20 protein-coding genes are annotated in these 25,337 nt (G+C 45.4%); 2 read left to right on the top strand and 18 right to left on the bottom strand.

Annotated elements, in window-relative coordinates; all coding sequences use genetic code 11:
• Window positions 1–32: 32 nt before the first annotated feature.
• From O3276_RS05195 to recQ, 14 genes are all read right to left on the bottom strand, one after another.
• Window positions 33–995, bottom strand: coding sequence for a type II secretion system F family protein (locus O3276_RS05195; protein WP_269674684.1), 963 nt, complete (start codon window positions 993–995; stop codon window positions 33–35).
• Window positions 996–1,015: 20 nt separating this feature from the next.
• Complete coding sequence (locus O3276_RS05190) at window positions 1,016–1,987, bottom strand: type II secretion system F family protein (protein ID WP_269674683.1); 972 nt, start codon at window positions 1,985–1,987, stop codon at window positions 1,016–1,018.
• Window positions 1,984–3,423, bottom strand: a complete 1,440-nt coding sequence (locus O3276_RS05185; RefSeq protein WP_269674682.1) for a TadA family conjugal transfer-associated ATPase — start codon at window positions 3,421–3,423, stop codon at window positions 1,984–1,986. The genes O3276_RS05190 and O3276_RS05185 overlap by 4 nt, the downstream gene beginning before the upstream one ends.
• Before the next feature lie 44 nt (window positions 3,424–3,467).
• The gene (locus O3276_RS05180; protein ID WP_269674681.1) at window positions 3,468–4,709 is read right to left on the bottom strand and encodes a CpaE/TadZ family protein; all 1,242 of its coding nucleotides are present in this window, start codon (window positions 4,707–4,709) and stop codon (window positions 3,468–3,470) included.
• A gap of 52 nt (window positions 4,710–4,761) precedes the next feature.
• Window positions 4,762–5,295, bottom strand: a complete 534-nt coding sequence (locus O3276_RS05175) for a TadE/TadG family type IV pilus assembly protein (protein WP_269674680.1) — start codon at window positions 5,293–5,295, stop codon at window positions 4,762–4,764.
• The gene (locus tag O3276_RS05170; RefSeq protein ID WP_269674679.1) at window positions 5,295–5,897 is read right to left on the bottom strand and encodes a TadE family protein; all 603 of its coding nucleotides are present in this window, start codon (window positions 5,895–5,897) and stop codon (window positions 5,295–5,297) included. Before O3276_RS05170 ends, O3276_RS05175 begins: the two co-directional genes overlap by 1 nt.
• A complete protein-coding gene (locus O3276_RS05165) occupies window positions 5,894–6,763 on the bottom strand; it encodes a hypothetical protein (protein ID WP_269674678.1) in 870 nt (289 codons plus the stop codon). The genes O3276_RS05170 and O3276_RS05165 overlap by 4 nt, the downstream gene beginning before the upstream one ends.
• An 80-nt stretch (window positions 6,764–6,843) precedes the next feature.
• Window positions 6,844–7,224 carry a pilus assembly protein TadG-related protein gene (locus O3276_RS05160; protein ID WP_269674677.1) on the bottom strand — a complete coding sequence of 127 codons (381 nt, stop codon included), beginning with the start codon at window positions 7,222–7,224 and terminating at the stop codon, window positions 6,844–6,846.
• Window positions 7,225–7,258: 34 nt separating this feature from the next.
• Window positions 7,259–7,555 (bottom strand): hypothetical protein, encoded by a 297-nt coding sequence (locus O3276_RS05155; RefSeq protein WP_269674676.1) that lies wholly within the window; start codon window positions 7,553–7,555, stop codon window positions 7,259–7,261.
• On the bottom strand, window positions 7,555–9,129 hold the full coding sequence (locus tag O3276_RS05150; protein WP_269674675.1) for a type II and III secretion system protein family protein: 1,575 nt from the start codon (window positions 9,127–9,129) through the stop codon (window positions 7,555–7,557). The genes O3276_RS05155 and O3276_RS05150 overlap by 1 nt, the downstream gene beginning before the upstream one ends.
• A gap of 18 nt (window positions 9,130–9,147) precedes the next feature.
• On the bottom strand, window positions 9,148–9,957 hold the full coding sequence (gene cpaB, locus O3276_RS05145; protein WP_269674674.1) for a Flp pilus assembly protein CpaB: 810 nt from the start codon (window positions 9,955–9,957) through the stop codon (window positions 9,148–9,150).
• 57 nt (window positions 9,958–10,014) lie between these two features.
• On the bottom strand, window positions 10,015–10,539 hold the full coding sequence (locus tag O3276_RS05140; RefSeq protein WP_269674673.1) for an A24 family peptidase: 525 nt from the start codon (window positions 10,537–10,539) through the stop codon (window positions 10,015–10,017).
• A 296-nt stretch (window positions 10,540–10,835) separates the two neighbouring features.
• Window positions 10,836–11,015, bottom strand: coding sequence for a Flp family type IVb pilin (locus tag O3276_RS05135; protein WP_269674672.1), 180 nt, complete (start codon window positions 11,013–11,015; stop codon window positions 10,836–10,838).
• Between the two features lie 213 nt (window positions 11,016–11,228).
• Window positions 11,229–13,439, bottom strand: a complete 2,211-nt coding sequence (gene recQ / locus O3276_RS05130; protein WP_269674671.1) for a DNA helicase RecQ — start codon at window positions 13,437–13,439, stop codon at window positions 11,229–11,231.
• A 792-nt stretch (window positions 13,440–14,231) separates the two neighbouring features.
• On the opposite strand from recQ, the gene O3276_RS05125 reads away from it, so the two are divergent.
• Complete coding sequence (locus O3276_RS05125) at window positions 14,232–15,308, top strand: hypothetical protein (protein WP_269674670.1); 1,077 nt, start codon at window positions 14,232–14,234, stop codon at window positions 15,306–15,308.
• A 716-nt stretch (window positions 15,309–16,024) separates the two neighbouring features.
• Here the strand turns inward: O3276_RS05125 and repC are convergent.
• Entirely contained in the window at window positions 16,025–16,972 is a 948-nt protein-coding gene (gene repC, locus O3276_RS05120; protein WP_269674669.1) for a replication protein C, IncQ-type, read from the bottom strand.
• Window positions 16,947–17,870 (bottom strand): AAA family ATPase, encoded by a 924-nt coding sequence (locus tag O3276_RS05115; protein WP_269674668.1) that lies wholly within the window; start codon window positions 17,868–17,870, stop codon window positions 16,947–16,949. The genes repC and O3276_RS05115 overlap by 26 nt, the downstream gene beginning before the upstream one ends.
• A 270-nt stretch (window positions 17,871–18,140) precedes the next feature.
• Here O3276_RS05115 and O3276_RS05110 point away from each other — a divergent pair, with 270 nt between their 5' ends.
• Entirely contained in the window at window positions 18,141–19,664 is a 1,524-nt protein-coding gene (locus O3276_RS05110) for a plasmid recombination protein (protein WP_269674667.1), read from the top strand.
• A gap of 331 nt (window positions 19,665–19,995) precedes the next feature.
• Here O3276_RS05110 and O3276_RS05105 read toward each other — a convergent pair whose 3' ends face one another.
• Together O3276_RS05105 and O3276_RS05100 are read right to left on the bottom strand one after the other, a co-directional pair.
• On the bottom strand, window positions 19,996–22,209 hold the full coding sequence (locus O3276_RS05105; RefSeq protein WP_269674666.1) for an AAA family ATPase: 2,214 nt from the start codon (window positions 22,207–22,209) through the stop codon (window positions 19,996–19,998).
• Between the two features lie 71 nt (window positions 22,210–22,280).
• Complete coding sequence (locus tag O3276_RS05100) at window positions 22,281–25,334, bottom strand: type I restriction endonuclease subunit R (protein ID WP_269674665.1); 3,054 nt, start codon at window positions 25,332–25,334, stop codon at window positions 22,281–22,283.
• Window positions 25,335–25,337 lie beyond the last annotated feature (3 nt).

Genomic DNA, 25,337 nt, shown 5'->3' with positions numbered 1-25,337 from the left:
TTTGCAGGTTCTTTTTATTGGTAGGGTGTCGGTTAAAACTGGCTGAATGATTCGATCAGCTGCATGATTGCCGGCCCAACCGCCACCAGGAAAAAGGCGGGCAGCAGAAACAGAATCAGGGGAAAGATCATTTTGGTGCCAATTTTGGCCGCCTGCTCTTCCGCAGACTGAATCCGTCGATCCCGGAAATCTTCCGAAAATGTTCTGAGAGTATCGGCAATACTGGATCCATAGCGGATACTGTCACTCAGTGTGCTGATCAGGCCGTCCACCTCTTTCAACCGGATGCGCATGCCCATATCCTGAAGCGCCTTATCGGACGGAACACCCGCACGCATGGCCGCATTGACCAGTTCCAGTTCGTTGGCCAGTTCCGGATGGCTGATGTAGAGATCATCAGACAGACGTTGTATAGCGCTGCGCAGACCAAGCCCTGCTTCCAGGGAAACCACCAGTAGATCCAACGCATCCGGAATGGCCAGGCGTATCCGCTGCTGCCGCCGTTGAATCAAGCCAGTGAGTATCCGGTTGGGGAGCATCATGCCCAGCCAGGCACTGCCCGAAAAGGCAAACAGCCAGAGCTGGAAAGACATTTTCTCTACCACCAGGGCGCACACCGACAATACGACAATGGGCAAACCGGCGGCCAGTATTACTTTTAACCCGTAGAATACCCACAAGGCACTGTCCGCACGCCAGCCAGCCTGAACCAGACGGGCCTGTACCCGACTGCGCTCCCAGTTATCTTTTGGCAGAATGTAAGCCTGTATCGGACGCAGAGCCTGAAACATATCCACCCCGACCGGTGCCGTTCGGCTTTCGATATCGGAGATTTGTTTCAAACGACGGCGAACCGGATCGGTCATGCCGGTGGCAAAGGTGTACACGCCCATCAACAGTGTCGCGACGGACAGGGAGATCAGTGTTAAAAACACCAGTCGGCCTGCCTGCATATCCCCAAGGGCAATCTGTAATTCGGTTAACAGGTTTTCCATAACCACTCCCACATATTTCGCTACATACGGACTTTCAGTAGCTGTCGAATCCAGAGAACGCCTATAACGATCATGGCCAGGGCGGTCATCAACAGATGATTACCGCTTTCCGTTGCCAGCAGAGGCGTCAGGTAACCGGGATTAATGATATACAGCAAACCAAACATGCCAAATGGCATCAGACTCAGGACCCAGGCACCCATCCGTCCTTCAGCACTGAGGGTTCTGACCCGGCGCTGAAAACGAAAGCGTTCCCGCATCTGCTGATTAATCCTGCCCAGCACTTCAGTTATATTGCCGCCGGTATCCCGCTGCACCAGTATTGACACCACCAGCATCATCATGGCCACGGAAGGTACCCGTTGCAGCATGGCAAGCAACGCTCGACGCATATCATTGCCGTAGTTGATGTCGGCAAAGGTCAGGGCGAACTCGCCTGCCAGTGGGTTGGCCTGTTCTTCCGACACAATACGAACGGTTTCAATAAAAGGGTGTCCGGCCCGCAGGGCATTGACCATGGTTTCTATGGCATCCGGAAGTTGTTCCTCAATACGATCCAGGCGTTTTTTCCGATCCATGATGACCCGGACAAATGGCAATGCAGTGCTCACCACAAAGGCCATCAGGGAGAACGCTGGGGAACCCGTAAAAAACCAGAGACTAAAACCGGCCGAGATCCCCGCCAGCAATCCGGTAGCGACCAGTCTGTGCGCCAGCATTTCCCGGCCAGATTGCTCGATATACAGGCTCAGACGCTCCATCAGGGGCAGCTTTTCCAGTTGACGTTCCCAGGGTTGCAGGTTTCTGAGGTATTTTTCCCGCAGAATACGCTGCAGCGTCGGTGTATGGTCTGCCAGTTCAAGACGGTGCATCCGGCTCTTTAAACGACGGCGGACTTCACGTTTCTCGCCCACCAGGGGAACAGTCAGTGAACTGAGCAAGGCAAACACAGCAATAAATACCAGCAGGGCAAGTATCAGTTGTGGATTCATGGAGCAACTCCCAGCTCACCTGATGGGCCATACTGCCATTCGGTATCAAAGACATCTCTGGACAGCTCAATACCGTACAGTGCCAGACGGTGATAGAGTTCAGGCACCAGACCGGTAGCCTTGTAAACACCGGTAACCTGACCAGACTCGTCATGGCCGCGGCGCTGGAAGCGGAAAATCTCGGTCATGGTAATGATATCCTGCTCCATTCCGTTCACTTCCTGAATACTCACAATACGACGTTTACCGTCTTCCATGCGTTCCAGCTGCACAACCAGGTCAATGGCAGAAGCGATCTGCTGCCGGAGGGATTGTTGGGAAAATGCCAGGCCAGTCATCTGTACCATATTATCCAGGCGTTGCAGTGCATCCCTGGGCGTATTGGCATGGATCGTCGTCAGGGAGCCATCGTGCCCGGTGTTCATGGCCGTGAGCATATCCAGGGCCTCGGCTCCCCGAACCTCACCGACCACAATACGATCCGGTCGCATCCGTAAACTGTTTTTGACCAGCTCCCGCTGATTAATTTCCCCTTTGCCTTCCAGATTGGCTGGACGGGTTTCCAGGCGGACCACATGGGGTTGCTGCAGTTGCAGTTCGGCAGAGTCTTCTATGGTGATGATGCGGTCATCTTCAGGAATGCAGCCAGAGAGGGCATTAAGCAGTGTGGTTTTCCCGGTGCCGGTGCCACCGGAGACCAGGATATTCAAGCGCATCCTGACCATGGCCTCCAGGGTTCGGGCCATTTGTGGTGCCATGGCACCCAGTTCCGCCAGGTGCAGAAGGCTCATCCGGTCAACGGTGGCACGGCGGATGGAGAGGGACGGGCCATCCAGTGCCAATGGCGGAATAATCGCGTTCACCCTTGAACCATCGGGCAATCGGGCATCCACCATCGGCGACGATTCATCAATACGACGGCCGACCTGGGCGACAATTTTTTCGATGACATTCAGCAGGTGCTCATTACTGCGAAAGCTTAAGCCGGTCAGTGTCAGCTTTCCCTGCTTTTCCATGTAGATGGTCTCTGCGCCATTGACCAGAATATCCGACACATCCTCACTGCGCAGTAATTTCTCAAGGGGACCCAACCCCAGTAATTCATCAATAATCTCACTGAGAATGACACTTCGTTGCTCCATGCTTAAGGGAGCACTCATGGCGGTGAGTAACTGTTGTCCTGTTTCCTCTATCTGTCGACGGGCCTGGTCATGGGGGAGCTTACTCAGGCGGGGCAGATCAAGACGTTCCAGTAACTCTTCATGCACCCGTTGTTGCCAGTGATTCTGCAACTCCCTGAGGCGACGGGCCTGAAGGCTATCTTCTTCGCTGGTCTCGATCACTGGCGCTGCATCAGTGTCGCTGATAACGGGCTCACGACGTTTTTTTTCTGCCTTCCTTTCAACAGTAGGCTCAGGATGGTAGGTGAATGCCATAAATACGATCCCTGTATTTTTTCTCCAGCTATTAATCTTTTGATTTAACCGAACACTCGTTTAACCAGTGCCGACAGTCTCGATGGAGCTTCAGTCTGCTCGGTAAAACGGCTGTGCAGAGCCACTATCGCTTTGGTAACACTGGCCTTCGGGGCTTGCTTAAGCAGTGGCTTACCAGAATTGAGGCTGTTGCTTACCCGATGATAATCACCGGGAATGGTGACAACCTCGCTCACCTTGAGCGTGTTGCAGATATCATTGACCCTGATGGGCAGGCGGGGATGATAACGGTTGACGACGATAGTGAATTGATCCCGGGAAAGCCCAAGTTCACTTTCCGACAAGTCCAGCCAGCGCAGGGCATTGCGAAGGGAAAGCATATCCTGTTGAATAACCAGGCAGATATCGTCGGCCTGATCCTGGATAAAGGTACTGATATTGGTGGGAAACATAGGCAGGTCAATCACCACATCGTCCCGTCCCTGTTTCAGCAGTTTCAGCAGCCTGGCCAGCTGGTCGGCATCCGGGTCAGAATACGCCATCAGGTCTGGCTGCTTCATGGCCAGCACCTCAAGCCCACTCTCGTGTCTGGCCAGATAACCGGCCAGCGCCGTTTGATCCAGGGAAGGCAGTTCAGTCAGCACATCTTCAAGGCCATAATCGCTGTACAGATCCATAAACTGCAGCACCGAGCCCATTCTGAAATTGAGGTCCAGCAACAGGCTTTTCTGGTGATTGGTTGCCTTGATATGGGCCAGGTTACAGGCCAGAAAGGTGGCACCGGCACCACCGGAGGCAGAAATAGCGGCAGTTACCCTTGCATGCCTGATGCTTGAGTTGGCCTGCCGATGTTCAAAAAGAGTTTCCAGAAGAGAAAGCAGTTCCTGGTTGCTGAATGGCTCTGGCAGATAATCACTGGCTCCGGCCCGCATGGCGGCTCTCATCAGCAATGGTTGATCGGCAGGGCCGATAACGATCAGCGTCGTTTTTCCGGCGGTGTTGTTTATTACCGGAAGCAGTGATGACAGGGCATTAAGTTGTTGCTCCGGTTGCTGGCCCAGTCGGTGAATGATCACGTCAACTGGTTGTTGTTGCTGGAGTAGCTGTGTGAATGTGTCTTCACTCTGCAGTAACAGGCGTTGGCTATTAATCTCCACTACCGGTGCCAGAATGGCATTCAACCAATCCAGGGACTGCTCTGAATCACCCGTCAACAGTACTTCCAGTTGTTCCTGCTTTTGTTCTGGATAGAGGGTTTCACGGCTGGCTGGTTGGGTATTTTTCATAGATAAACTCACTGACATCTGCCTTCTGACTTTATTATGGGTATTGTTCTTATCAGCTACTGCACGGCGTCCCACTGTTTGTCCAACCCAGGCTTTCCCTGGGCAGAATAACCTGGAAAGGGGGCATGGCCATGGTTTTGGGGAACCCCATCAGATTGACCGGAGTGACAAATTCAAATGAATAGCCGCCACTCCCCTGAGCGAGTTGAGCCCTGACAAAACGGATGGAATCATAGGCAGCACAGTTAGCCGGGGAGGCAATGACGCTGCCATCCACATCCAGATAGGCCAGATCAATATGACTGGTGGTCAGTCCATTAATTAATGCACTGCTGCTGCCGTCAGCTTTCAGTATTCCCGCCTGTTTGGCGGATTCAATACCACGGGCGTCAGGAAACAGGAATGTTGCGGCTTCCGCTGACCGGCGAGTGGATTCCTGCAGCAGGTTCATGGTGAACATCATGCGACCAAAATCAATAATGCCCAGAATCAGGGCAAACAGCACCGGGGCAATCAGGGCAAATTCCACGGCGGCTACACCCTGCTGTTGTTGCTTTGAAATATTAAAACAGGTGCCCGCTATCATTAGAAAACCCTCATGGATGCCTGTGCTTGCATGGGAATACTGAGATCCAGGCCAAGCAGGGGGATTTCGTTGAAAATGGGTTGATAGGTGTAATCAATCTGTACCATCAGATTGCCGTCTATTTCGTTGCAGTAGCGTTCGCCATTGATCTGGTCTACCAGCTCACTGAGAATGTTGTAGCTTTCAAGATACGCTCGAACCCGACACAGGGATTGTCTTGATGTGCTTGTATCGCTGTTTTGAACAGCCTCAAGGGCGTTAAAATTCATATAGACCTGGTTTTCAGATAATCCGGGAAGTACGGGATCTCCCTTAGCATTGGCAATACCGTAAACGGCTACTTGGCGAGCCTGAATCCGTAGTTCATTTTCCAGATTAGCTTTTAAATTCTCCAGATTGAAAAGGCCACTGCCGGGAAGTCGGGCAGATATATAACGTGCAGCATCAAACGCTGCCATATGCAGGCGCTGATAGCTGTAATACATTCGACCAAATTCAACCGTGGTAATTAACAGTGCTATCAAAAAAGGTACAACCATGGCAAATTCAACAGCTGCCATCCCTTGCTGCCTGTTGGTGTTCTTATAGTTATCTCTGCTCATGCCCCTGGCCCATCATAGAGAACCACATCATAGGCACCACTGATCTTCTCTTCATTAGTAATGGCAGGGCATGGGATATGCTGTGCAATGAACTCTGTACGATATTCAAGATCAATGTTGGTCCAACCCCGCTCTTCATCTACATCATCAATGAACACTCGAGCCGGTTCCAGCATAAAGAAGCAGGCAAATTCTTTGTTATCCAAATCTTCAACGCCACAGTTGGGTGCAACGGGCATTTTCAAAATACGCCGGTTGGTTTCACACTCACTTCTGTTGCACTGCATGTTTTGATTGGCATTGTCTTGAAGATAATCTGCATAGATATAGGGATAATCTGCGATAGCTACTTCTCTACCCCAGCGTCCAAGTATCTCAGTAAGTAACCCCAGGTATTGCTGAAAAAACTCAACTTTGCCATCAATATTGGCTCTTGGGCGAAACTGCCGTGAAAAGGCATCACGCTCTCTGCAGTCAGCACAGGCTAACTCATCTTGAGAAGAGAATGTTGAATTGTAATCAGCACTGAAAACATCATTGCCGAAATTAGTAATACCCAGTCTTGTGTTCAGCATTGTGCCAGGCCTGAGAGTCCATGAGTCGTAGCCAAACTCATCAACGACCCTGGTGGGGGTATCTTCATACATCAACACATTTTCTCCGCTCCCTAACATTACGGAAGTGATTTCATAGAGTAGAGGCATATTCAATATCTGCTGGTCAAAACCGGTGGTATCAATAAACATTCTGAAACCAACCACATTTTCCAGGTCAGTGTCGTCCAGAAATGATTCGAGAAAGTGATAGATTTGTGGATCATTGGTATCAGCCGGACCAGGATCACCAAGATTTTCCGTACAGGCCATAATAGGAGCAACGCTATAGGCTGGCTCAGGGGCAAGCCCGGCAGATGCAGTTGCCGTAATCGTGGTATCACCAATTCCGGCTAAGCCGAGAAGAACCGGTGATACCGTTTTGGAGACTGTAACGGAATAGCGACCGTTAATGTCACTTCGTCCTCCAGCAGGCGGGGAAAATTGCATATCAAGTTGTTTGGGCCTTTCACCCATTGCCCGAATAGTGTCTTTTGCGTTTTTTTAACCTTGGAATACTTTTCATTCGGAAAGTAATAGGTTTTTGCCGCACTGAGCGCTGCCGCATTGGCAATATTCTGCAGTTTATCCCGCTGGGAAATAATATTGCCGGTATCCACTGCCAGCCCCATCATTGCCATAACACCGGTCAGGGTAATGGCAACCACCACGGCAACAGCACCGCGCTGTTTCCGTTTAATGAAAATGTGGGATAAACGTCGTTTATCTTGCATAACGGCTGTCTTCCAAAATAAGTCTGCCCTGTGGTCAGTTACCTAAATCAAGAGTGATACTGTTGTTCTCCGATGAGTCACTACCTTCACTCCCCCGATATTCCCCGAGGCTCAGGGCCGCCCGGCCGCCATCTTCACCGCTTAACAGTTTGTCAGAGTTCTGTTCAGAGGCGTTCGGGTGTAACCGTTGACTGACCATAATGGATTTAACGGCAAGGCGGCGGGTGTCAGCGGCTTCATCGGTAAAGTGATGCCGTTCTTTCATCACGCAACCGGTTAATGTCACTGATACCAGGGTGAGAAGAAGTATGGAACGTTTATTGTTGATCATTAGTAATCACCTCCCAGGTCATGACCGTACTCGCCTTCCGCACCGGCATGGGCTATCCGTTTCTGCGGGTTATCGGTTGCCGACTGAACTTCCGGCTGGAACTGTCCAAGCAGGTAAAAGGCGCGGTCATCCGGAGCCACAAACGTATCCGTAGGCAGGGAGGGCTCTGGATTCTGTAATGGTCTTGCCAGACGGGGTGTCACCATAATCACCAGTTCCGTCTGGCCTTTCTGGAATTCCTGGCTGCGGAACAGATAGCCAAGCACCGGAACATCGCCAAGACCGGGGAATTTATCCACCACATCCCGCAGGTTTTCGTTGACCAGTCCGGCAATGGCAATGGTCTGTCCATCCATCAGTTCAACCGTGGACTGGGCACTGCGCTTGGTCAGGGTGGGAATCACCAGCACATTGGAGTTATTGGCAAAACCGAAAGAGGAGGCACTATAGCTGATAATATCGCTGACATTGACATCCAGCTGCAGGTTAATACGACCAGAGTCCAGTACCATGGGCAGGAACTGAAGACCAACACCGTATTCCTTGTAATCGATGGTCACTTGATCGTCACCGGAATTGACCGGAATCGGAAACTCGCCACCGGCAATAAATTTGGCTTCCCGGCCACTCATGGTGGTCAGTGTTGGCTCTGCCAGAATCCGGGCGATATTGTTGTTTTTCGCCGCATCAATATAAAGATTGAACAGGCTGTCACCGGTCAGCAGGCTGGCAAACAGCCCTGAGCCGGGCAGGGTGATATCATCCGGAGTAAACTGCTGCAGGGGAGGCCCCCAGACGCCACCGTCGCGAATCAAGGGAATCGTATCACCACTGTCGGCAGTGGTGAGGTTGGGGAAACTGCTGCCACCATTGGAACCACCAACGCTCCAGCGTCCACCATTGGTCAGGGCATTAAATTTGATGCCCAAACGTTTGAGATGGTTTCGCTGGACCTCGGCCACCTTAACTTCCAGCATCACCTGGCGGGCACCGCCAATGCTCATCAAACTGATGACACTGGCATCGTCGTCAGTTCCGGCAGCAAAACTCTGAGCCAGACGAATAGCGGAATCCTGAACGATGGCGTCGGATACTTCACCGGAAAGCACAATATCCCGGCCACTGCTGCGCACTTCAATGGTTTCTCCGGGCAGCAGGCGATACAGTTTACGCTTCAGCAGATTCAGGTCGTGGGTCACTTCAATATTGAGACTGGCCAGCAGTTGGTCCTTGCTGTCCCAGGCATGAATATTGGTTTGCCCCAGGGTTTTGGCAACCACGTATACCTGACCACTGTCCAGTACCAGCAGGTCGGCAATATCGGGATTCCCCACCGAAATCCGGCCCGGCTTGCCCGCAAGATTGATCAGCCGGGACTGATTAATAGCCACCTGATGCTGCTGATGACTGCCCCGTGAAATATCAATGGCGCTGGCCGCAAAAGCGCACTCGGGTACCAGTGGGGTTGATAACAGACACAGTGAGAGACTGCCGAGAGCGCAGCCTTTGATGCACTTTCTGAAAAAACCTCTGGCCTGCTTCTTGAGAATGAGTCGATTCGGTGAACATAACATCGTAAACACTACCCCTGATCAGTTGCTGGAAGCCAGAGAGGCCGGTTGCCCTGAAGCACCCGGACTGACAGACTGGCCTTTCAGTCGGGTCAGCTCCCGGGAGGTGCCCCGGATAATCTGCAGCCGGTTATCTTCTACCTCCGGATACAAAGATTCTTCCGGATTGCGCAAAGAAAGTTGCAGGCTGCCACGGCTGCTGGCCAGCACCAGGGATTCGCTGTCCCGTGGTGAGACTTCCAGGGTCACCGAGCGCACCACCTGGGGACGACCACTGTCGTTGATAGCCTGCTGGTCTACTGCCAGCACTACCACATCTGAAAGAAGAATTTCGGAGTTGTCCGTATTATTGGAGCCACCGCTGCGGGCAGTCTGGATGGACAGCACATCCACCCGGTCGCCGGGCAGCACAAAACCGGCAACACCACTGACGTCGTTTACCCGAACGCTCACCGCCCGCTTGCCCGGCTGTACCCGGGTGGCCAGCAAACCACCGGTACCGGCATCGGTTAACCGTGCGGACATAATAATATCCCCTGGCAACAGTGCATTCAGGGCCATCTTGCCGTTTATCTCTGTAAGCCTGGTCAGGGCACCGTCGGGCAGATGCTCAAGGGCAATATCCATGGTGGAAACCAGGTCACTGGTCAGGGGCGTGCCGAAGGGAATGGTCTCTTTTGCCACCAGCACCTGCCCCATGGGGATACCCTGCTGTTGGGCCTGAACCGGCTGGGTGGATTCTGCCCCGGTCAGTTGTGTGCTGGCATACCAGGCGGCAGTGAGTCCCATCACTGCGGAGAAACCCAGCATACCCAATGTGCGTCCGTTCATGGGTGCTTCCTTGCTGTTGCAATGTTGATAAAGGCGTAGGTTGTCAGGAAACTACGGCTAAACCAGTGTCTGATAATAAAATTGCAGAATAACGCCGGTGGTAATGGCCAGGGCATAGGGGAATTTACCCGTAGTCACCTCGCCATCAGCCGGTGATAAATAAGTCATTAGTCGTGTGCTGAGCCAGTATCGCTGCATTGTGGGTAACAGCTGGCCTTTAAGGGCAATATAAAACAGTGCCAGTATGCCGCCGGCGATCAGGGTAAACAGGGCGGAAACAAAGATTGCCTGGCTGCCGAGTATGCCACCCAGTGCGGTCATCAGTTTTACATCACCGGCTCCCATGGCTTTGTTAAACAGGTAGCCCGGGAAGAAGCAGGCAAAGCCGGTGAGGGTGCCCAGTGTGGAAAATATCAGACCGATCGTGCTGTCGGTGATGGTGTGAAAGGCAATGGCTAGAAAAATCACAGTGCCATTTAGCCAGTTGGGAATTCGGTTGTATCGACTATCGAAATAGCAGGCCAGTAACAGAGTGCTGCATAGCATTAGAATAAGGGCCTGCGGGTAATCCGTTACCTGCATGAGTGTTCCGTGTTATTTTTTGATGCTTTTCGATCTTACGCTTCGAGAGTGTTGCGTAGGGCCTTAAAAAGAAGGGAACCACAAAGGCACAAAGACACAAAGTTTTTTTCGGGTTTGGTTGAGCTACGCTCAACAAACAAAAAGGCTTCCTCTGTGCCTTTGTGTCTTTGTGGTTCAATGCTTTTATATCTTTCGCAACACCCCCGCTTCACGTGGAAATGCGACCGTACTACTTGTCTGCTCGGAGTTGTCTTTTGGTACCGTATGCATTCCCACGGAGGGCCGTGGGAACGATGTCATGACAATGCTTTGTCAATCTTTCCTTTCAGAGTCTTTCCAATTGCATCAAAGTCTACTCCTGTAGCGGAGAAAAGTGCTGAAACTCCCGCAATAACTGCCCCAGCCAAAACCGCATACTCAACAGCAGCCAGCCCATCTTCTTCTTTAAGGAAATCGCGAATCAATTGCCTGATCATGTTAATAATCCTTTTACTAACTTTATAAATGTGATCGGTTTGGAAGCGATTGGTACTAATATCCCTGCAATCGCAGGACATATATTAATCAGCTTTGTCAACATGTGTCTATAGTTTGTGTGAATTTGGTCAATATTTTATCTGTATGCCATCTGAGCGGATATTTCTTCGGTGAGTTTATACCCTGCGACAAGCCGAATCCCTTTTTGATTTTTATCTATTGTCGTCGGTTTTGTCCGTGAGTGATTGCGGATGTTGAACCAGATAGTGCAGCCTTAACAGATGCAATTCATCATAAGAAACTTGTTCCTGCATCGCATCAAACAGTGGGCGTAAACGATCAGTACCATGGGTGTTTATGGCTTCCAGAACACGATCCTGTTGTGCAGGCAATAGCCGGGACTGTTGGAGAAAAGCATCCGAGACCGGTAGATGAGCGACTTCCGTCTGGTATTTATAGAGATGGCTGAGCAGGGTAGACAGCTTCAGATTAAACTCCTCCTGAAGACGGTTGAGACAGTTATGCTGACTGAACGACTCCCCAACCTCAACATGTCTGCCCCGGCTTGTTGTTCGATAACGGGGGCGGCTGTTACTGGCAGAAGGTTGTGCAATCTCTTCTATCTGATGTTTTTCGCAGAATGACCGGATTTCATGGAGAAACGCATCGCCATAGTGATCCAGTTTTACCTGGCCAACACCGCTGACCTGTAACAGGCTGTCCCTGGATTGTGGAAATCTGGCCGACATCTCAATCAGGGTTTTATCGGAAAAAATAATGTACGGCGGCACGTTCTCCTGATCTGCCAGTACCTTGCGACAGGCCCTGAGAATATCAAACAGCTCGTGGTTATATTCCGGGCTGCCCTGTTTTTCTGTTGCTGCTTTACTGGCGGGTTCTGCTCTTTGGGTGAGCCTGAGCTGGATTTGCTGAGCCCCTTTGAGCACAGCGCGGGCATTGTCGGTCAGTTTTAAGCTGCCGTATTCCGCATCCTGAAGTACCAGGTTTTCCTGTATCAATTTACGGGCCAGCTGCTGCCACTGGGGTCTGGTCAATTCAGTACCGATGCCGTAGGTGGGAATCTGGTCATGTTGGCGCTCCCGGATTCTTTTCGATTTTGAACCCCGCAGCACATCAATCACATAGGAAATACCAAAGAGCTGTCCTGTGCGATAGATGCAGGAGAGCAGTTTCTGGGCGGCTACGGTCACATCGGTAAACGGTTGTTTTTCGGATAAGCAGTTGTCGCAGAGCTGGCAGTTTTTCTGGCTATAGGTTTCACCGAAGTAGTGCAGCAGCGGTGCTCTGCGGCACTCTTCGGATTCGGCATAGCCGATCAGGGCGTTCAGGTGCTGGTTGGCGATGCGCTGTTCCGAATCGGGTTTCTGGTTGATAAAGAACTTGACCTTCTGAATATCGCCATAGCTGAACAGGAAGTGGCAGTTGGCAGGCAGTCCGTCCCGCCCGGCACGGCCGATCTGCTGATAGTAGCTTTCAATATTCTGGGGCATATCGAAGTGGAGGACAAAACGAACGTTAGATTTATTGATGCCCATACCAAACGCCACGGTGGCCACCATGATCTGAATATCATCACGGATAAAAGCGGACTGGTTGGCCTTGCGTACTTCACTGGCAAGCCCGGCATGATAGGGCGCTACGGAACAACCGTTATCCGCCAGAATCTGCGTCAGTTCATCCACCTGTTTTCTGGAATTGCAGTAGATAATGCCGGATTGGTTCTGGTATTTCTCAATCAGTTGCAGGGTCTGGTCAACCGGCTTCTTTTTCTCCATCACCTCCAGAAACAGGTTGGTCCGGTTAAAGCTGGCGATAAACTCATTGCTGTCGGACATCTGCAGGCTGGTTTTTATATCCTGCTGAACCCTTGGTGTGGCGGTGGCGGTCAGTGCCACACAGACGGCATTTGGAAAGTGTCGGCGCACCTCCGCCAGTTGCCGGTATTCCGGACGGAAATCATGGCCCCATTCGGAGATGCAGTGGGCTTCATCAATGGTCAGACAGTCGATGTTGAGGGTGCTTAGCAACTGTTGCGTGCGTTCCAGCATCAGGGTTTCCGGTGCCATATACAGCAGCTTGATACTGCCATTCTGCACCTGGCCCAGGGTGTTATGATAATCCGCACTGCTCAGGGTGCTGTTTAACAGGGCGGCAGGGATGCCCAGAGACGTCAGTTGATGAACCTGATCTTCCATCAGGGAGATCAGCGGCGAGATCACCAGGGTCAGGCCCGGAAAGATCAGCGCCGGGATCTGGTAACAGATGGACTTTCCACCACCGGTGGGCATGATGGCCAGCGTGTCGTTACGAGCCAGTATGTTGTCAATAATGGCGCTCTGGTGTGAACGAAATGCATCGTATCCAAAGACGGAATTGAGTATTTCTAGTGCTGGTGCGGACATAGCTATTTGAATTCAGGCTGTTTCAGGATCGAAATTCCAGTGGTTGTCCTTTTTACCGTCTTTATGCTGCCATTTTCAACTTTTTTGCTGGTTCAAAAAGGCTGGCCCGTGGAAATTGTATGGGAATTTATATTGAAGTTATTTTCACCAGCACAGGAGAACAGGCAATTACCCTTTGCCCTCCGTAGCCTTTTGGTTTTAAGCAAGAATAGCCTTCCCACTGTTTTTTGCTAAGAAAAATACTCAGGGTGAACGGAGATTGTACACCTCAAACTCATTGAAATGGTGTGCCAGGAGCACTTGTCACCTCTAATGGTTTTTTTGAATCTGAACGGCATACCGCACATTTCCCGACTTTGTTTTTCTTGTTGAGATTGTCATACTTGACCACTATTTTTTTCAGGGTTCTGAGGTCGTGTTTCACTACTTTTATCGGGTAGTAAATGCGTAGCAAATACGTAGCAAATGGCAGTCGATTTCGGGGTTTTTCAGATTATTTCAGTGGACCTTAGTGGTTAATGAATCAACCTATAGCTAATAAAGAGACAACGGTGGTTTCACCGGATCGGCGATTTTCCGTGGCACCGATGATGGATAGGAGTGATTTAATGTTATAACTTATTGAATATAAATAATATATTTATGATTACTAATGTTCTTGTTGCACGATTGTTGCATTTTTCTGCAGGGGAGAGGGAAGTAAATAGAGGATAAAAATTAACGTTAAATTAATTTGTGTGATTTACGCTATCAAATAACTGTAATTTGTTCATTGTAAAAAGGAGCTTTGTAATGAAAACAAGTAAGCTATACACAAAATTAAAAGAAAAGTTCAATGTGGCTACAGATGCAGAACTAGAAAAACTTAGTGGTATTTGGCAGTCCACCCTCAGTAATTGGAAGAAGGATGGTAAAGAACTTTCTGAGGAACAGATCGCTAATTTAGTGTACAAGAGTGCTATTCAAGGAGGTAGAAATGCAAAGGCTGAGCCTTCTATAGATACATCTGTGCTATATGAAAAATTAAAAGAAAAATTCAATGTAGAATCAGATGTAGAACTGACAGAACGTAGTGGGATTTGGCAATCCACTCTTAGTAATTGGAAAAAAAATGATAAAGGGCTAACTGAGGGGCAGATTGCTAATTTAATTTATAAGAGCGTTGTTCAAGGTGAAAAAAACGTAAGGAATGAACCTGCTATAGACAAAAGTGAATTGCTAGAAGAATTGAAAAACAAGTTTGAGGTAAATACTGATGTAGAGCTTGCAAAGCGAAGTGGGATTTGGCAGTCTATCCTCAGTAATTGGAAGAATTGTGACAAAGGGTTATCCGAGGCACAAATTGCTAATCTACTTTATAACAGTAATAAAAAAATAATGAAGGATTGCTTAAATAATGCTATTCGGCCTGTTGCAGAATTTATAAAAATTGATCCGGGCGAGTCAGTTGAGAAAAAGCTTTGGGATGTATTTGATAAAAATGTATCAAAAAAACATTCGGAACTTCGTAATAAGATTTCAAATTCTATTGGTGTTTATTTTTTTTATAACTCGGAAGGGAAAGTAATCTATACAGGGAAAACGAAAAATAATCTATGGCTTGAGATTAATAGCTCATATAATCTTGATCGTTTGAAACATAAAGCATATTTTAGCGATCAGAATGATAAGGATGATATGGTGTATCATCCAGAAGATAATCCAATAGAAATATCGAATACATCAGTATCTCTTCGAGATGTTGCTCAATATTTCTCTGCATATGAGGTAAGCTATCATATGATTGATAATCTAGAAGCAATGCTTACCAGAGCTTTGGCTAATAATATGATAAATATTAAAAAAGAGAAGTTCAAATATCCAAAATAACTTAATGAAAGTTTAGGTGATTCTAGATGGATTTAATTATATTGGTTGAAGCGTATTTCCATCTAGTCTAGGCTTGGATCTTTTAGCACAAGACATATAGTTGGTGTATGAGTCTTGTGCTAAATATCGTTAATAACGAGTTTGTGTGATATTATTTTTTTAAAACAAACGATGGCAACCTATGGTTGCCCTGTGTTGTTTTCAATTGGCAGCTCTAGAAATTTATCTAATAATTAGCTACTCCATAAATTTTTTAGTCATTTTTTTATACTCTATATGGGGTTTTAAAAGAATAATCTGTTGATGTAAAAACGATATAGTGCCCATCATAAATCGAAATTACGTCCACCATTTACCGTAATTTAATCGGTTTATTTCATAGATGATTCATTGAGTCAACTTTCTTTTTTGCCGAGAATAAAACACTCAGGATCTAAGTTGACAATCTCGTTAATAGTAGACAGTGCTTTGCTGTAGTCATTAGAGAGCATATCTTACGTCATATCCGGGTTGCCATGATAACTATGAAGGCTCTTGTAGGATTTCAGACTGCTACTGGGTTGAACATTGCTGAAGCCCTTATCAACAAAGGTTGTCAGCATATTGTCCGGTAATGTTGCTCAATCCTTGTTTTTCGTGGCCTACAGTCAGTTTTCACTGTAGAGTAGTTCGGAATCAAAATAGAGCCTCAGAAATAAGTTTAACCATCCTGAAAGCTATACAGTATTATTTGGAACTTTCAGTAACTTAAGTCTTTTCCTCCTATCACTAGATTTTTCTCTAGTGATAGTAGCTTTTAGATTACGCCCTTTTCCTGATAGGTTGACGTTCCAACCATCTAGAGAGTCTATATTAGCAAGATCATTAGCTATCTTTGATCTATGACTGCGTTTCGTCGAGTCTGCGAGCTTACCAAATCCTGAATATATTTTTTCACAAAGAGTGTCTATATAAATATTTTGTGTATTTCCTTCAAATACCCACCAAGATAGAAATACAAATACAAAATATTGCGACTCTTCTAATTTCAAAAAATCATGCATGCTTATGTATCTACGTTTTATCTTGTTTCCAATGGAGTCTGTTCCAAAAATAATGTCAGAGCTTCTGGAGTTTAGTATGAAACTGATTTTCGATTTCCCTTTTTTTTCTTTGTCAAAAATGTCGAAGTTCAAAAGTCGCATTGGAGTTGTTTTTGATTTGTCTTTTATGATAATTGTTGTCATATAAAGGCGCAATAAGATTTCTTCAAGAAGTTCATATTGAGCCCCTCCGGTCTGGAGGCCAGCGATTCTAAGTATGTCAGCAAGATAGCATTCTGCTCCGATGAGGGTGGCTTGATTGTCATTGCCTTTTATATAAACATGTTCTCTTAGTTTGATATAGTGCTGGTCTTTGATGTCACTTTCTACTTCATAGCTAACATTGAAGTCACAACATATTGCCATCAAAGCAAGATAAACACGAAGTTCAGGGCTTGATAGCGTATAAGGACAAATTATTCTTACCTCTGAATCATTAATGATTTTTCTGATTTCAGTGTTTTTGATGTATTTCTTATTCCTTTCTTTTGGGTAAAAAATTTCATTCAATGAAAATGCTGTATCTAAGAAGACATCTCCTGAAACTGAAAATAGATTATTTGATTTTTTTTCTTTTCCCACGACTGCATCCCTTTGAAGTTTTTGTTTGTTCTTTCGCTGCTAACCTAAATGAGTATCCTTCTTCATGATTTTTCGCCTGAAGTCGGTCTAGGAAGATCGGTTCAAGTCTTTTTTCTCCATTATTAATTTGAGGCATAATATGAGCAATCTGCCCTTCCTTCCCACCATGATTATTGAACATTTGTTTATTGTCATCGTAATCTAAGAAAAGGAAGGTGCTTCGTGCTGCCGCAACCAATGAGCTTCCACCTCTGACAGTATGAATAGGGTCGAACTCTTGGCTTTCTTTAGATGGTTTTTTATTGTGATGAATCAATATGATTGCACAGCCTGTGATACTAGCTATTTTTCTTATCTTAGTAGCAATTATTTTTAATGATTCATTACTTTCATCAAGTAGTGAAATGTTTGAGACACCATCAATAACAGCAATAGTTTTACCATGTAGTGTTTTAATAAGTTCTTTCTCCCATTGAATTGAAGTGATATCAATTTCTTTATCGGTAGCAGAATAGATATCAACTCTTTCTGCGATGTTCAGCCACTCATTGTCTGTAATCTGGTTGTTTTCTTTTATGGTCAATGTTTGCTCGTGTAGTTGGCGAGCTGTATCCTCACAACCGATCACGACTGCTGTATGCTTATCACTACTGGAAATTGTAAAGCCAAAATCTTGTTTCATTCCACACACAATTAGAGCTACATGAATTGCTGCTTTTGTTTTACCTGTTCCTGTTTTTCCAGAGAATAATGAAAATGTTCCTGTATCCAGACCCGGTATAATTTCCTTAGATGATCCTTTGTAGTAATTTCTCTGTTGTGTGAGATCAATTTTTTTTAGTTGAAACTCGGAATTATTACTGTCTTGGGTTATATCATCGTCTTCAATTTTGTTCATTTTTTATCCTCTGTTTTTTGAGTCATTTTAAATCATAAGTTTTTTTAAATTATCGTCAATAAAAATTATTACCAGAAATATTTTTTTGAATTTTGCTTTCGTGATAAAATGTAAATAAAGAAAAGATATTGTTCGAAGAATGCTCAGTAGTTATATGTATTTGTTAACTAATACATAGCAACCGACTAGGATTAGCAAGCTAATACGTCGGTCAAGGGGGTGCCCCCTTGAATCCCCTAGGAATTTCTCTTTGATCAATTTTTATTTATTATGACAATAACTAACAAAAAAATAACAACGGGTCAGCAGTTTTTTCATGTTGAACTCTATGGTAAAAAAGAAAATAGAAATGCTGCAATTAATCGTAATAAAAGACAGAGCAAACGTGGGCGACCAAATTCAAAGAATATTAATCGTGCTTTAAATGACCATAAAAGAAATAGGCTGGCGGATAAGGCGTCCAGTCAGAGAACAATTAAGGGGATTATAAATGAAGCAGAGAGATCACCGGGTTATTGTGATCATGTCATAGCTCCTCAACCACCTGTTCTCCTTTATGGTATGGAGCTGCCTCGGCTCGAAGAGAAGCTTGAAAAAATCTATGCATCAGCAAAAACACTGGTAGTAAAAAAAGGTGGAGACTTAGCGACTAGGAAAATCCGAACCGATCAGAAAATATTGTTAGCAGGTGTTGCCAGCAATCCAAGATTATCAGTTGACTATATTTCAGATTCTTCCACAAAAAAAATGGTTGATCTATGGCTTTCTGATTGTCTTGATTTTCTTAAAAAAGAATACGGTGATCGTTTACAAACTGCTATTGTACATCTTGACGAGAATCATCCGCATATTCATTTTTATTGTCTTCCTGAGGTTTACGAAGCTACCGTCGATGGTGAGCTTGTACCTTTAATTAGAGGTGTTGATAGCATTCATGATGGTAAAAGAGCAGAAAAAGAGGTTGAGGCACAAGCAAATCTCCTAAAGGGTAAAGATAAAATTATGGTTAAACAGAATGCCTATAAGGCTGCCATGGAAAAACTACAAGATCGATATTTTGCAAGTGTATCATCATATCATGGTCATCAGAGGCTAGGTCCCGGTAGAAAAAGATTTAACAATAGGGTGGAATACTTTGATTGGTTGAATGGTCAGCAGTCTTTGGAAAATGCAGCTTTTAAGCAGAGAAAGGCTGATCTAGACAGGTTCGTTGACAGGAATAAACTTGGCTCCGAAATACTATCAAAGAAGAGTGAGTTAGAGTCTATTAATGCTGAAATAAATCAAGAAAAGAAACGAATTCCAGTCATCAAGTCAAAAGTAGATGATTTTAAAAGTATGAAAGTTAAAGAGATTAATGAGGAGCTAATTAAGTATCGATATGAAATAAAAGGTGAAATTGAAAAAAGTCTTGAGGATGAGATTAGGGAGGAAAAGTTATCAGAGATTAAAGAACTTTCAGGGGTTATTGAAAATAAGCATTTTATTTTTGGAGAGGTTAAGCGAGTTGTTAAGCTTCAAGAAGAACAAATACTTTGTTTGGAGAAGTCCAACAATGATTTAAGGTATAGCGAAAGAATGAAGGGGGTAGAACTTGCGAAAACAAGGAATGAACTTGCTTCTGAAATATCATTGCATAATGATTTGAAAAAACGATTTTCAAAACTTGAAAGAACTTATGACTCTTTGGTTGAGAAATTTAATTTTTTATACAAGCATGGTAGAGAGTTTTTTGATAAAAGCCATGGCAGATTAAAGAGCTTTATAAAGAAGGTATCAGAAATAACTCTATAAATGTATTCTAAATGCTTACAGCTGTAATGAAGCTTGTAAATAGGTTAAGTTCGTCGTTTACAACTGTACGGGTAGTATTATATTATGCCCGTGTTACCACCAAAGTAACTCTCCAGCCTGAGTGACCAAAGTAGCTTATTACGTTGGGTAATGAGGGTTGTCCATGGCAAGCATGGACGTTTCATGGAGATTTGCGCATGATTCAGAAAGTTGTCTACGTACGTCAGTACGTTCGCTTTCGTCTCGGCAGGCTCGAAACAGTGTGTCAGCACTTCCGGTCACTGCCTAGACGGTAATTCATAAATGCTGCGGTGGTAACGTCCTCTCAATCTTACCGGTACATTGCTTCAAAATGCTCATGTTGATCGAGCTTCTTGAAAAGTTCCTCAAATTTCTCGATGTATCTGTCAGGAGCAACATCAATCATAAAACCAGTGTTTATTGGGTCAGAATGAGACTGCCTGTTGATATACCTATAAAAAGCCTTGAATCCATGGTCTGATTCTTGTATTGCCAGTTTATTTATTTCTTCATGCAATTTAGAGGTTTTCTTTAAAAAGCCAAAATAGTATTCAAGAATGTTTCTCATTACATTTGGCAGCACTACAGGGTTTGAATTGTGCACAGCAACATCTTTCACTATCTGCCATAGAGACTCATAGTCATTTTGCATCTCATTCTTTGTGATTTTTTGAATGATAGATGTATTATTTTTTGTGATGCGATAAAGACTATAATTTTCTTCAAACTTTTTATCTCCTCCAGAGGCAAGTTTAATCATCTCCTGATAGAAGAATAAACTATGTGTTAAAATAATGACCTTTCTAAAAGGTTTGCCAAGAACCACTTTAGACTGTATGAGCGATGCGATTTCATAAATATAATTTTGTGAAAGACTAGAGATCGGATCATCGATAACAATGATTTTTTCTTTATCATGTATTGCACTATCTCTACTGATACTTCCTCTGCACATCTCAACGAAATATAAAAAGGTGATCAGCGTTTTTTCACCTTCACTCAGGCTTTTAAAGATGTTTGAATTTTGACTCGTTCTGACTCTGTGTAGCCTGAAAGAGCTATCATTTTCTGAGTTTTTTTCAATTGTGAAGCCTGTAATACCGAGCCTTTCTAAGTCTTGGTTGATTCTTTTAATTGTATCATCAATATTTGTAGTCATCCCTAGCAAGACTTCAATCTTGGCTTTCAGATTTTTTCCAACTCTCTCGATTTTTTTTAGCCTAGCTTCATTATCACTTAATGACTTGGTTAACTGGCTATATTGAGAGTTATATAAATTTATCGCATGTTGGGTTTGTGCATGGATAACACGCCACATTTTATTGGCAATATTGCCTTTAACCTCATCAACTCTGTCGATGTTATCATTAATTTCATCAATGATATGATTGCTAAGAGAGTATTTCTTCTCAATGGCCTCAAGCCACTGTTCACAACCTTCAATCTCTATTTCAAGGCTTGGATTTTCTATTTTATCACTAATTTTAGTTAGGTTACTTCTGAAGTGCATATTTAACGCCTCTAGATAGGGCGCTATTTCACCGATATCCGTTTTATCTATAGGGCAGCTTTGAAATTCACTTTTGATTTTTTCAATATAGATGCTTGTTTGTTCGCTATAACTTTGCAATAAGCTATTTAGCTGGTTCAGGTTATCCTTATATGTGTCATCAAATAGGTTCTCCATATGATTACGGAGTTGATCATCGATAGTTTCTCTCTGACAAAAAGGACAAGTAGTTTGGCCTTCTTTCAAGTAATCGGATTTACCTTTTACCACCCAAGTGAGATTATCCAAACGATTTACGAACTCAGAAAACTGTGTATTTCCTGAGGTGACGAATGGTTCTTGTAATATTTTAAGGTTTTTTTCTGAAATAGCAGGAAAGGTAGGTAAGGTGATTTTTCCTATCTTATTGCCTTTATATTTATGCAGTTTATTAATTTCTGCTATCAGGTCGTCCAAGCTTACGTCGGAGAGAGGATCTACTGATATTACTTTTTGGTAAAAAGAATTTTTATATTTGTGCCCGGTAAGAAAGTCCGAAAGAGCAGTCCGTTCTAGGGCTCTCTTTACTTTGAACACTTCTTCCTCAATCATGGATTTAGCATCGTCCATTTCTTTATTAAGTCTTTTGCTCTCCGACTTGGTATTGCTGTAAAGTACTGAAAACTTGTCTTTTCTAGTCTCAAAATGCTTTTTCTTCCTTTCAATATCTACATTATCTTTACTGAGAGTGAACACCCCTTGCTGATGGTCTTTATCAGCAAAGACATCATCGATAAATTTTTGGTTGTAAACGAAGTAATTAGCTTCCCCGTCAATCTGAGCAGAGCATGAGAGAAACTCATCACTAGTAGTTGCTTGGTCGTTTTGTAGACTATAAAGGAAGTTTGAAATGGTAGACTTCCCTGCACCGTTCATCCCATAAACAATCGTATTTTGCTTTGATATGTCCAGCACTTGCTCTTCTGTGGCATGATAGCTGGCAACATTTTTCATCTTGATATGGTGGTCTGGCATTCGTTCTTTCTCTAAATGGTTGAATGCTGCCTTAGTAAAAATTCAGGCAGCTTATGGTCTCGAATTGAAAATTAAATTGGTCTGTGACTGTCATTTTTATTAGCGTTTACAGCCTCCACCGCCAATATCTGCTCAATAGTCCCTTCAAAAGTCCTGCGGAAATCATCATCTTTCACATACAGCTTATAAAGATCCAACTCCTGTCTGCGTTGTAGCATCACTGCTCGTTGGATCAGTGACTCAAGGGCAATCCGTCGATTTTGTTCATCCTTATTATTGAGCACCTGCGCCTCATAATCCGGGCTGTCCTGAACAAGTTTTACGATGCTCTTGAACTTCACCTTACGCTCTTCGGGAGTTGCCTCCCAACCATTGAAGTGACGTTCATTGAAGTTCTCAACAATCACATCCAACGGATCTTTATCCTCTTCACCGTGATACCCACGCTGATTAGGGTTCTGAGGCTCTACAACCGTTTCGTTACTATCCAGTTCAATGCGCTCGTTCAGCTTCACCCTCGCCATGGCGTAAGTGTTCATGTCTACACTTTCCAGAAGTGCTTTCAGATCTTCCTTTTCCGGAGTTTTAACCTTCAGCTTTGGGATCAGGAACAACAAGAACCAGTGCAACATTTCCCACCGAACATTATTGAACGACATGATACAGGCAAGCTGGGCATATACTTTCACAAACTGTTTGGCCTTGATTTTAAAATCAATCTTCAGCTTGTCGGCTTCATCCTCATCACCCAGTTCTTCACCCAGTTTGTCAAAGCGTTCGGCAACCGGGTCAGCGATAATATGAAGCTCTTCATCAGGGCGGTTATTCCAGAATAGTTGGTTAAACTCGTCAACCTCCTTCCACTCGTAGACACCCACCTTATCCAACTCATCTTTCCAGTCGTGCAGTGCATTAACGTCTGTCTTTCCCTCCAGAACAGCGCTGGTGTAGAAGGGATCAAACGCCGCCTTGATCTCTGTGGTGGTATTAGCAAAGTCCAGCACAAAGGTGTCGTTCTTCTCCATCTTCTGGTTACAGCGATTCAGGCGGGATAACGTCTGTACTGCCTGAACCGTTTGCAGCTTTCTGTCCACATACATGGTGTGCAGTAATGGTTCATCAAAGCCGGTGGTATATTTCTTCGCCACCACCAGAATCCGGTAGTCATCAGTTTTAAATCGATCTGGAATATCTTTACCGGCAAAGCCATTAACGGATTCTTCAGTGTGCTCAAACCCTTCTTTCTGAGAAAAGGCGACAATCGCCCCAAAGGGCATGTTGGCCTCTTTCAGTAGGCGGGAGATCACCACATAATATTCGTAGGCTCGTGGAATGCTGGATGCCACCACCATTGCCCTAGCTTTACCCTTGAGCTTTCTGCCTTTCACCACACTCTCAATGAAGTGGTTTACCATCACTGATGCTTTTTTCTCAATAGTATCCGGATGACTCTCCACATATGCTTTCAACGTAGCCTGAGCTTTTTTACTGTTGAAGGCGGGATTATCTGCCACCTGCTTCTGGATCTCATAAAAGCTCTGATAGGTGGTGTAGTTCTGCAACACATCGAGGATAAAGTTCTCTTCAATGGCTTGCTTCATGGAGTAGAGATGAAATGGGTAGAATCTCCCGTCTTTTGGTGATTCCCTGCCAAACTTCTCTAAAGTCTCTTTTTTGGGCGTAGCAGTGAAGGCGAAGAACGAAGCATTGCTGCTCATCTTGCGCCCCTCCATCGCTTTCAGGATTTTGTCCTGCATAACGTCTTCTGTCTGCTCGTCTTCCATTCCGAGGGACATATTCAGTTTGTCAGCACTCTTACCACTCTGGGAGGAGTGAGCCTCATCGATAATTACCGCAAAGCGTTTCTCCGAGAGATCGCCAATACCATCCACAATAAACGGGAATTTCTGGATGGTGGTTATAATCAGCCGTTTACCCTGCTCCAGATGGGATTTTAGCTCGGCAGACTTCTCAGCCGCAGCGACAATATTTTTCACTTCTGAGAACTGACGAATATTGTTACGAAGCTGTTGATCCAAGATTTTCCGGTCTGTCACCACCACCACGGAATCAAACACGTTCTCCCGTCCAGCAGGGTCATACAGTTCGATAAGCTGGAAGGCCAGCCAAGTGATGGAGTTGGACTTGCCAGAACCCGCCGAGTGTTGAATCAGGTAACGCTGTCCAGCACCATTGGTCTTGGCATCAGAGAGAATACGGCGCACCACTTCCATCTGGTGATAGCGGGGGAAGTACAGGATCTTCTTGATTTTGCCTTTAGGGTCTTTCTCTTCAACCATCTTGGCAAAGTGTTCAACAATCTGAACCAGCGAATGCGGCTCCAAAACCTCTTTCCAGAGATAGGCAGTCTTGTAACCACCGGGGTTAGCGGGATTCCCTTTACCGTGGTTCACGCCCTTATTAAACGGCAGGAAGAAAGTGCTCTGACCATTCACATGGGTAGTCATAAACACTTCGTCAGTGTCTACCGCAAAATGCACCAGACACTGGCCGAAGCGGAACAGTGTAGTTTTTGGGTCACGGGTTTCCCTGTACTGTTTCATGGCGTTGTGAACGGTTTGCTTGGTCTGAGGCTTCTTCAACTCGAAAGTCGCCAGCGCCAAGCCATTTATAAACAGCACCATGTCCACCGATTTGCCCGGTTCCGTTTCCGAGTAATGCACCTGTCGGGTAATGGAGAAGATATTCTGTTCAAACAGGCTCTTCTGGTTGGGGTTCAGGCTGTTGTAGACCCCTTTATGCAGCAAGTTAAGATGGGCATCATTAATAGACAACCCTTTCTTTAGCACCGTAATCACACCATCTTTGCGAATCTTGTTACTCAGCCGTTCCAGTACCAGTTGTTCCCAGTTAGGCTGGTTTTTCAGCTTTGCCAGTTCTTCGGCTTGGGTAGTTTTCAGGAAATGCCAGAACAGGGTTTTATCGATAGCAAACCGGCGATCAAAATCCGCAGGGTTGCCTGCAACATAACCTTGACCACGGTGCTTTGCCTGACCGTAGGAAGCAGGAGGTTGTGCTGCTGAACCACGGTTTTCACGACAGTCACCTGTCAGCGCAGCTTCAATGGCTTGTTCCAGTGCATCTTCGCCGGTATTGCTAACCATGTT

The organism is Endozoicomonas sp. GU-1 (genome assembly GCF_027366395.1).
In the GTDB taxonomy this organism is placed as follows: domain Bacteria; phylum Pseudomonadota; class Gammaproteobacteria; order Pseudomonadales; family Endozoicomonadaceae; genus Endozoicomonas.
This window is presented reverse-complemented; position numbering and strand designations above follow the sequence as displayed.

What these genes read in the sequence shown, in the direction of transcription:
- O3276_RS05140 (WP_269674673.1), bottom strand. Translation starts at nt 10,539, where the DNA reads ATGCAGGTAACGGATTACCCGCAGGCCCTTATTCTAATGCTATGCAGC.
- O3276_RS05160 (WP_269674677.1), bottom strand. Translation starts at nt 7,224, where the DNA reads ATGCAAGATAAACGACGTTTATCCCACATTTTCATTAAACGGAAACAG.
- O3276_RS05125 (WP_269674670.1), top strand. Translation starts at nt 14,232, where the DNA reads ATGAAAACAAGTAAGCTATACACAAAATTAAAAGAAAAGTTCAATGTG.
- recQ (WP_269674671.1), bottom strand. Translation starts at nt 13,439, where the DNA reads ATGTCCGCACCAGCACTAGAAATACTCAATTCCGTCTTTGGATACGAT.
- O3276_RS05105 (WP_269674666.1), bottom strand. Translation starts at nt 22,209, where the DNA reads ATGCCAGACCACCATATCAAGATGAAAAATGTTGCCAGCTATCATGCC.
- O3276_RS05190 (WP_269674683.1), bottom strand. Translation starts at nt 1,987, where the DNA reads ATGAATCCACAACTGATACTTGCCCTGCTGGTATTTATTGCTGTGTTT.
- O3276_RS05110 (WP_269674667.1), top strand. Translation starts at nt 18,141, where the DNA reads ATGACAATAACTAACAAAAAAATAACAACGGGTCAGCAGTTTTTTCAT.
- cpaB (WP_269674674.1), bottom strand. Translation starts at nt 9,957, where the DNA reads ATGAACGGACGCACATTGGGTATGCTGGGTTTCTCCGCAGTGATGGGA.
- O3276_RS05185 (WP_269674682.1), bottom strand. Translation starts at nt 3,423, where the DNA reads ATGGCATTCACCTACCATCCTGAGCCTACTGTTGAAAGGAAGGCAGAA.
- O3276_RS05170 (WP_269674679.1), bottom strand. Translation starts at nt 5,897, where the DNA reads ATGAGCAGAGATAACTATAAGAACACCAACAGGCAGCAAGGGATGGCA.
- O3276_RS05100 (WP_269674665.1), bottom strand. Translation starts at nt 25,334, where the DNA reads ATGGTTAGCAATACCGGCGAAGATGCACTGGAACAAGCCATTGAAGCT.
- O3276_RS05150 (WP_269674675.1), bottom strand. Translation starts at nt 9,129, where the DNA reads ATGTTATGTTCACCGAATCGACTCATTCTCAAGAAGCAGGCCAGAGGT.
- O3276_RS05180 (WP_269674681.1), bottom strand. Translation starts at nt 4,709, where the DNA reads ATGAAAAATACCCAACCAGCCAGCCGTGAAACCCTCTATCCAGAACAA.
- O3276_RS05165 (WP_269674678.1), bottom strand. Translation starts at nt 6,763, where the DNA reads ATGGCCTGTACGGAAAATCTTGGTGATCCTGGTCCGGCTGATACCAAT.
- O3276_RS05115 (WP_269674668.1), bottom strand. Translation starts at nt 17,870, where the DNA reads ATGAACAAAATTGAAGACGATGATATAACCCAAGACAGTAATAATTCC.
- O3276_RS05195 (WP_269674684.1), bottom strand. Translation starts at nt 995, where the DNA reads ATGGAAAACCTGTTAACCGAATTACAGATTGCCCTTGGGGATATGCAG.
- O3276_RS05135 (WP_269674672.1), bottom strand. Translation starts at nt 11,015, where the DNA reads ATGATCAGGCAATTGATTCGCGATTTCCTTAAAGAAGAAGATGGGCTG.
- O3276_RS05175 (WP_269674680.1), bottom strand. Translation starts at nt 5,295, where the DNA reads ATGATAGCGGGCACCTGTTTTAATATTTCAAAGCAACAACAGCAGGGT.
- O3276_RS05155 (WP_269674676.1), bottom strand. Translation starts at nt 7,555, where the DNA reads ATGATCAACAATAAACGTTCCATACTTCTTCTCACCCTGGTATCAGTG.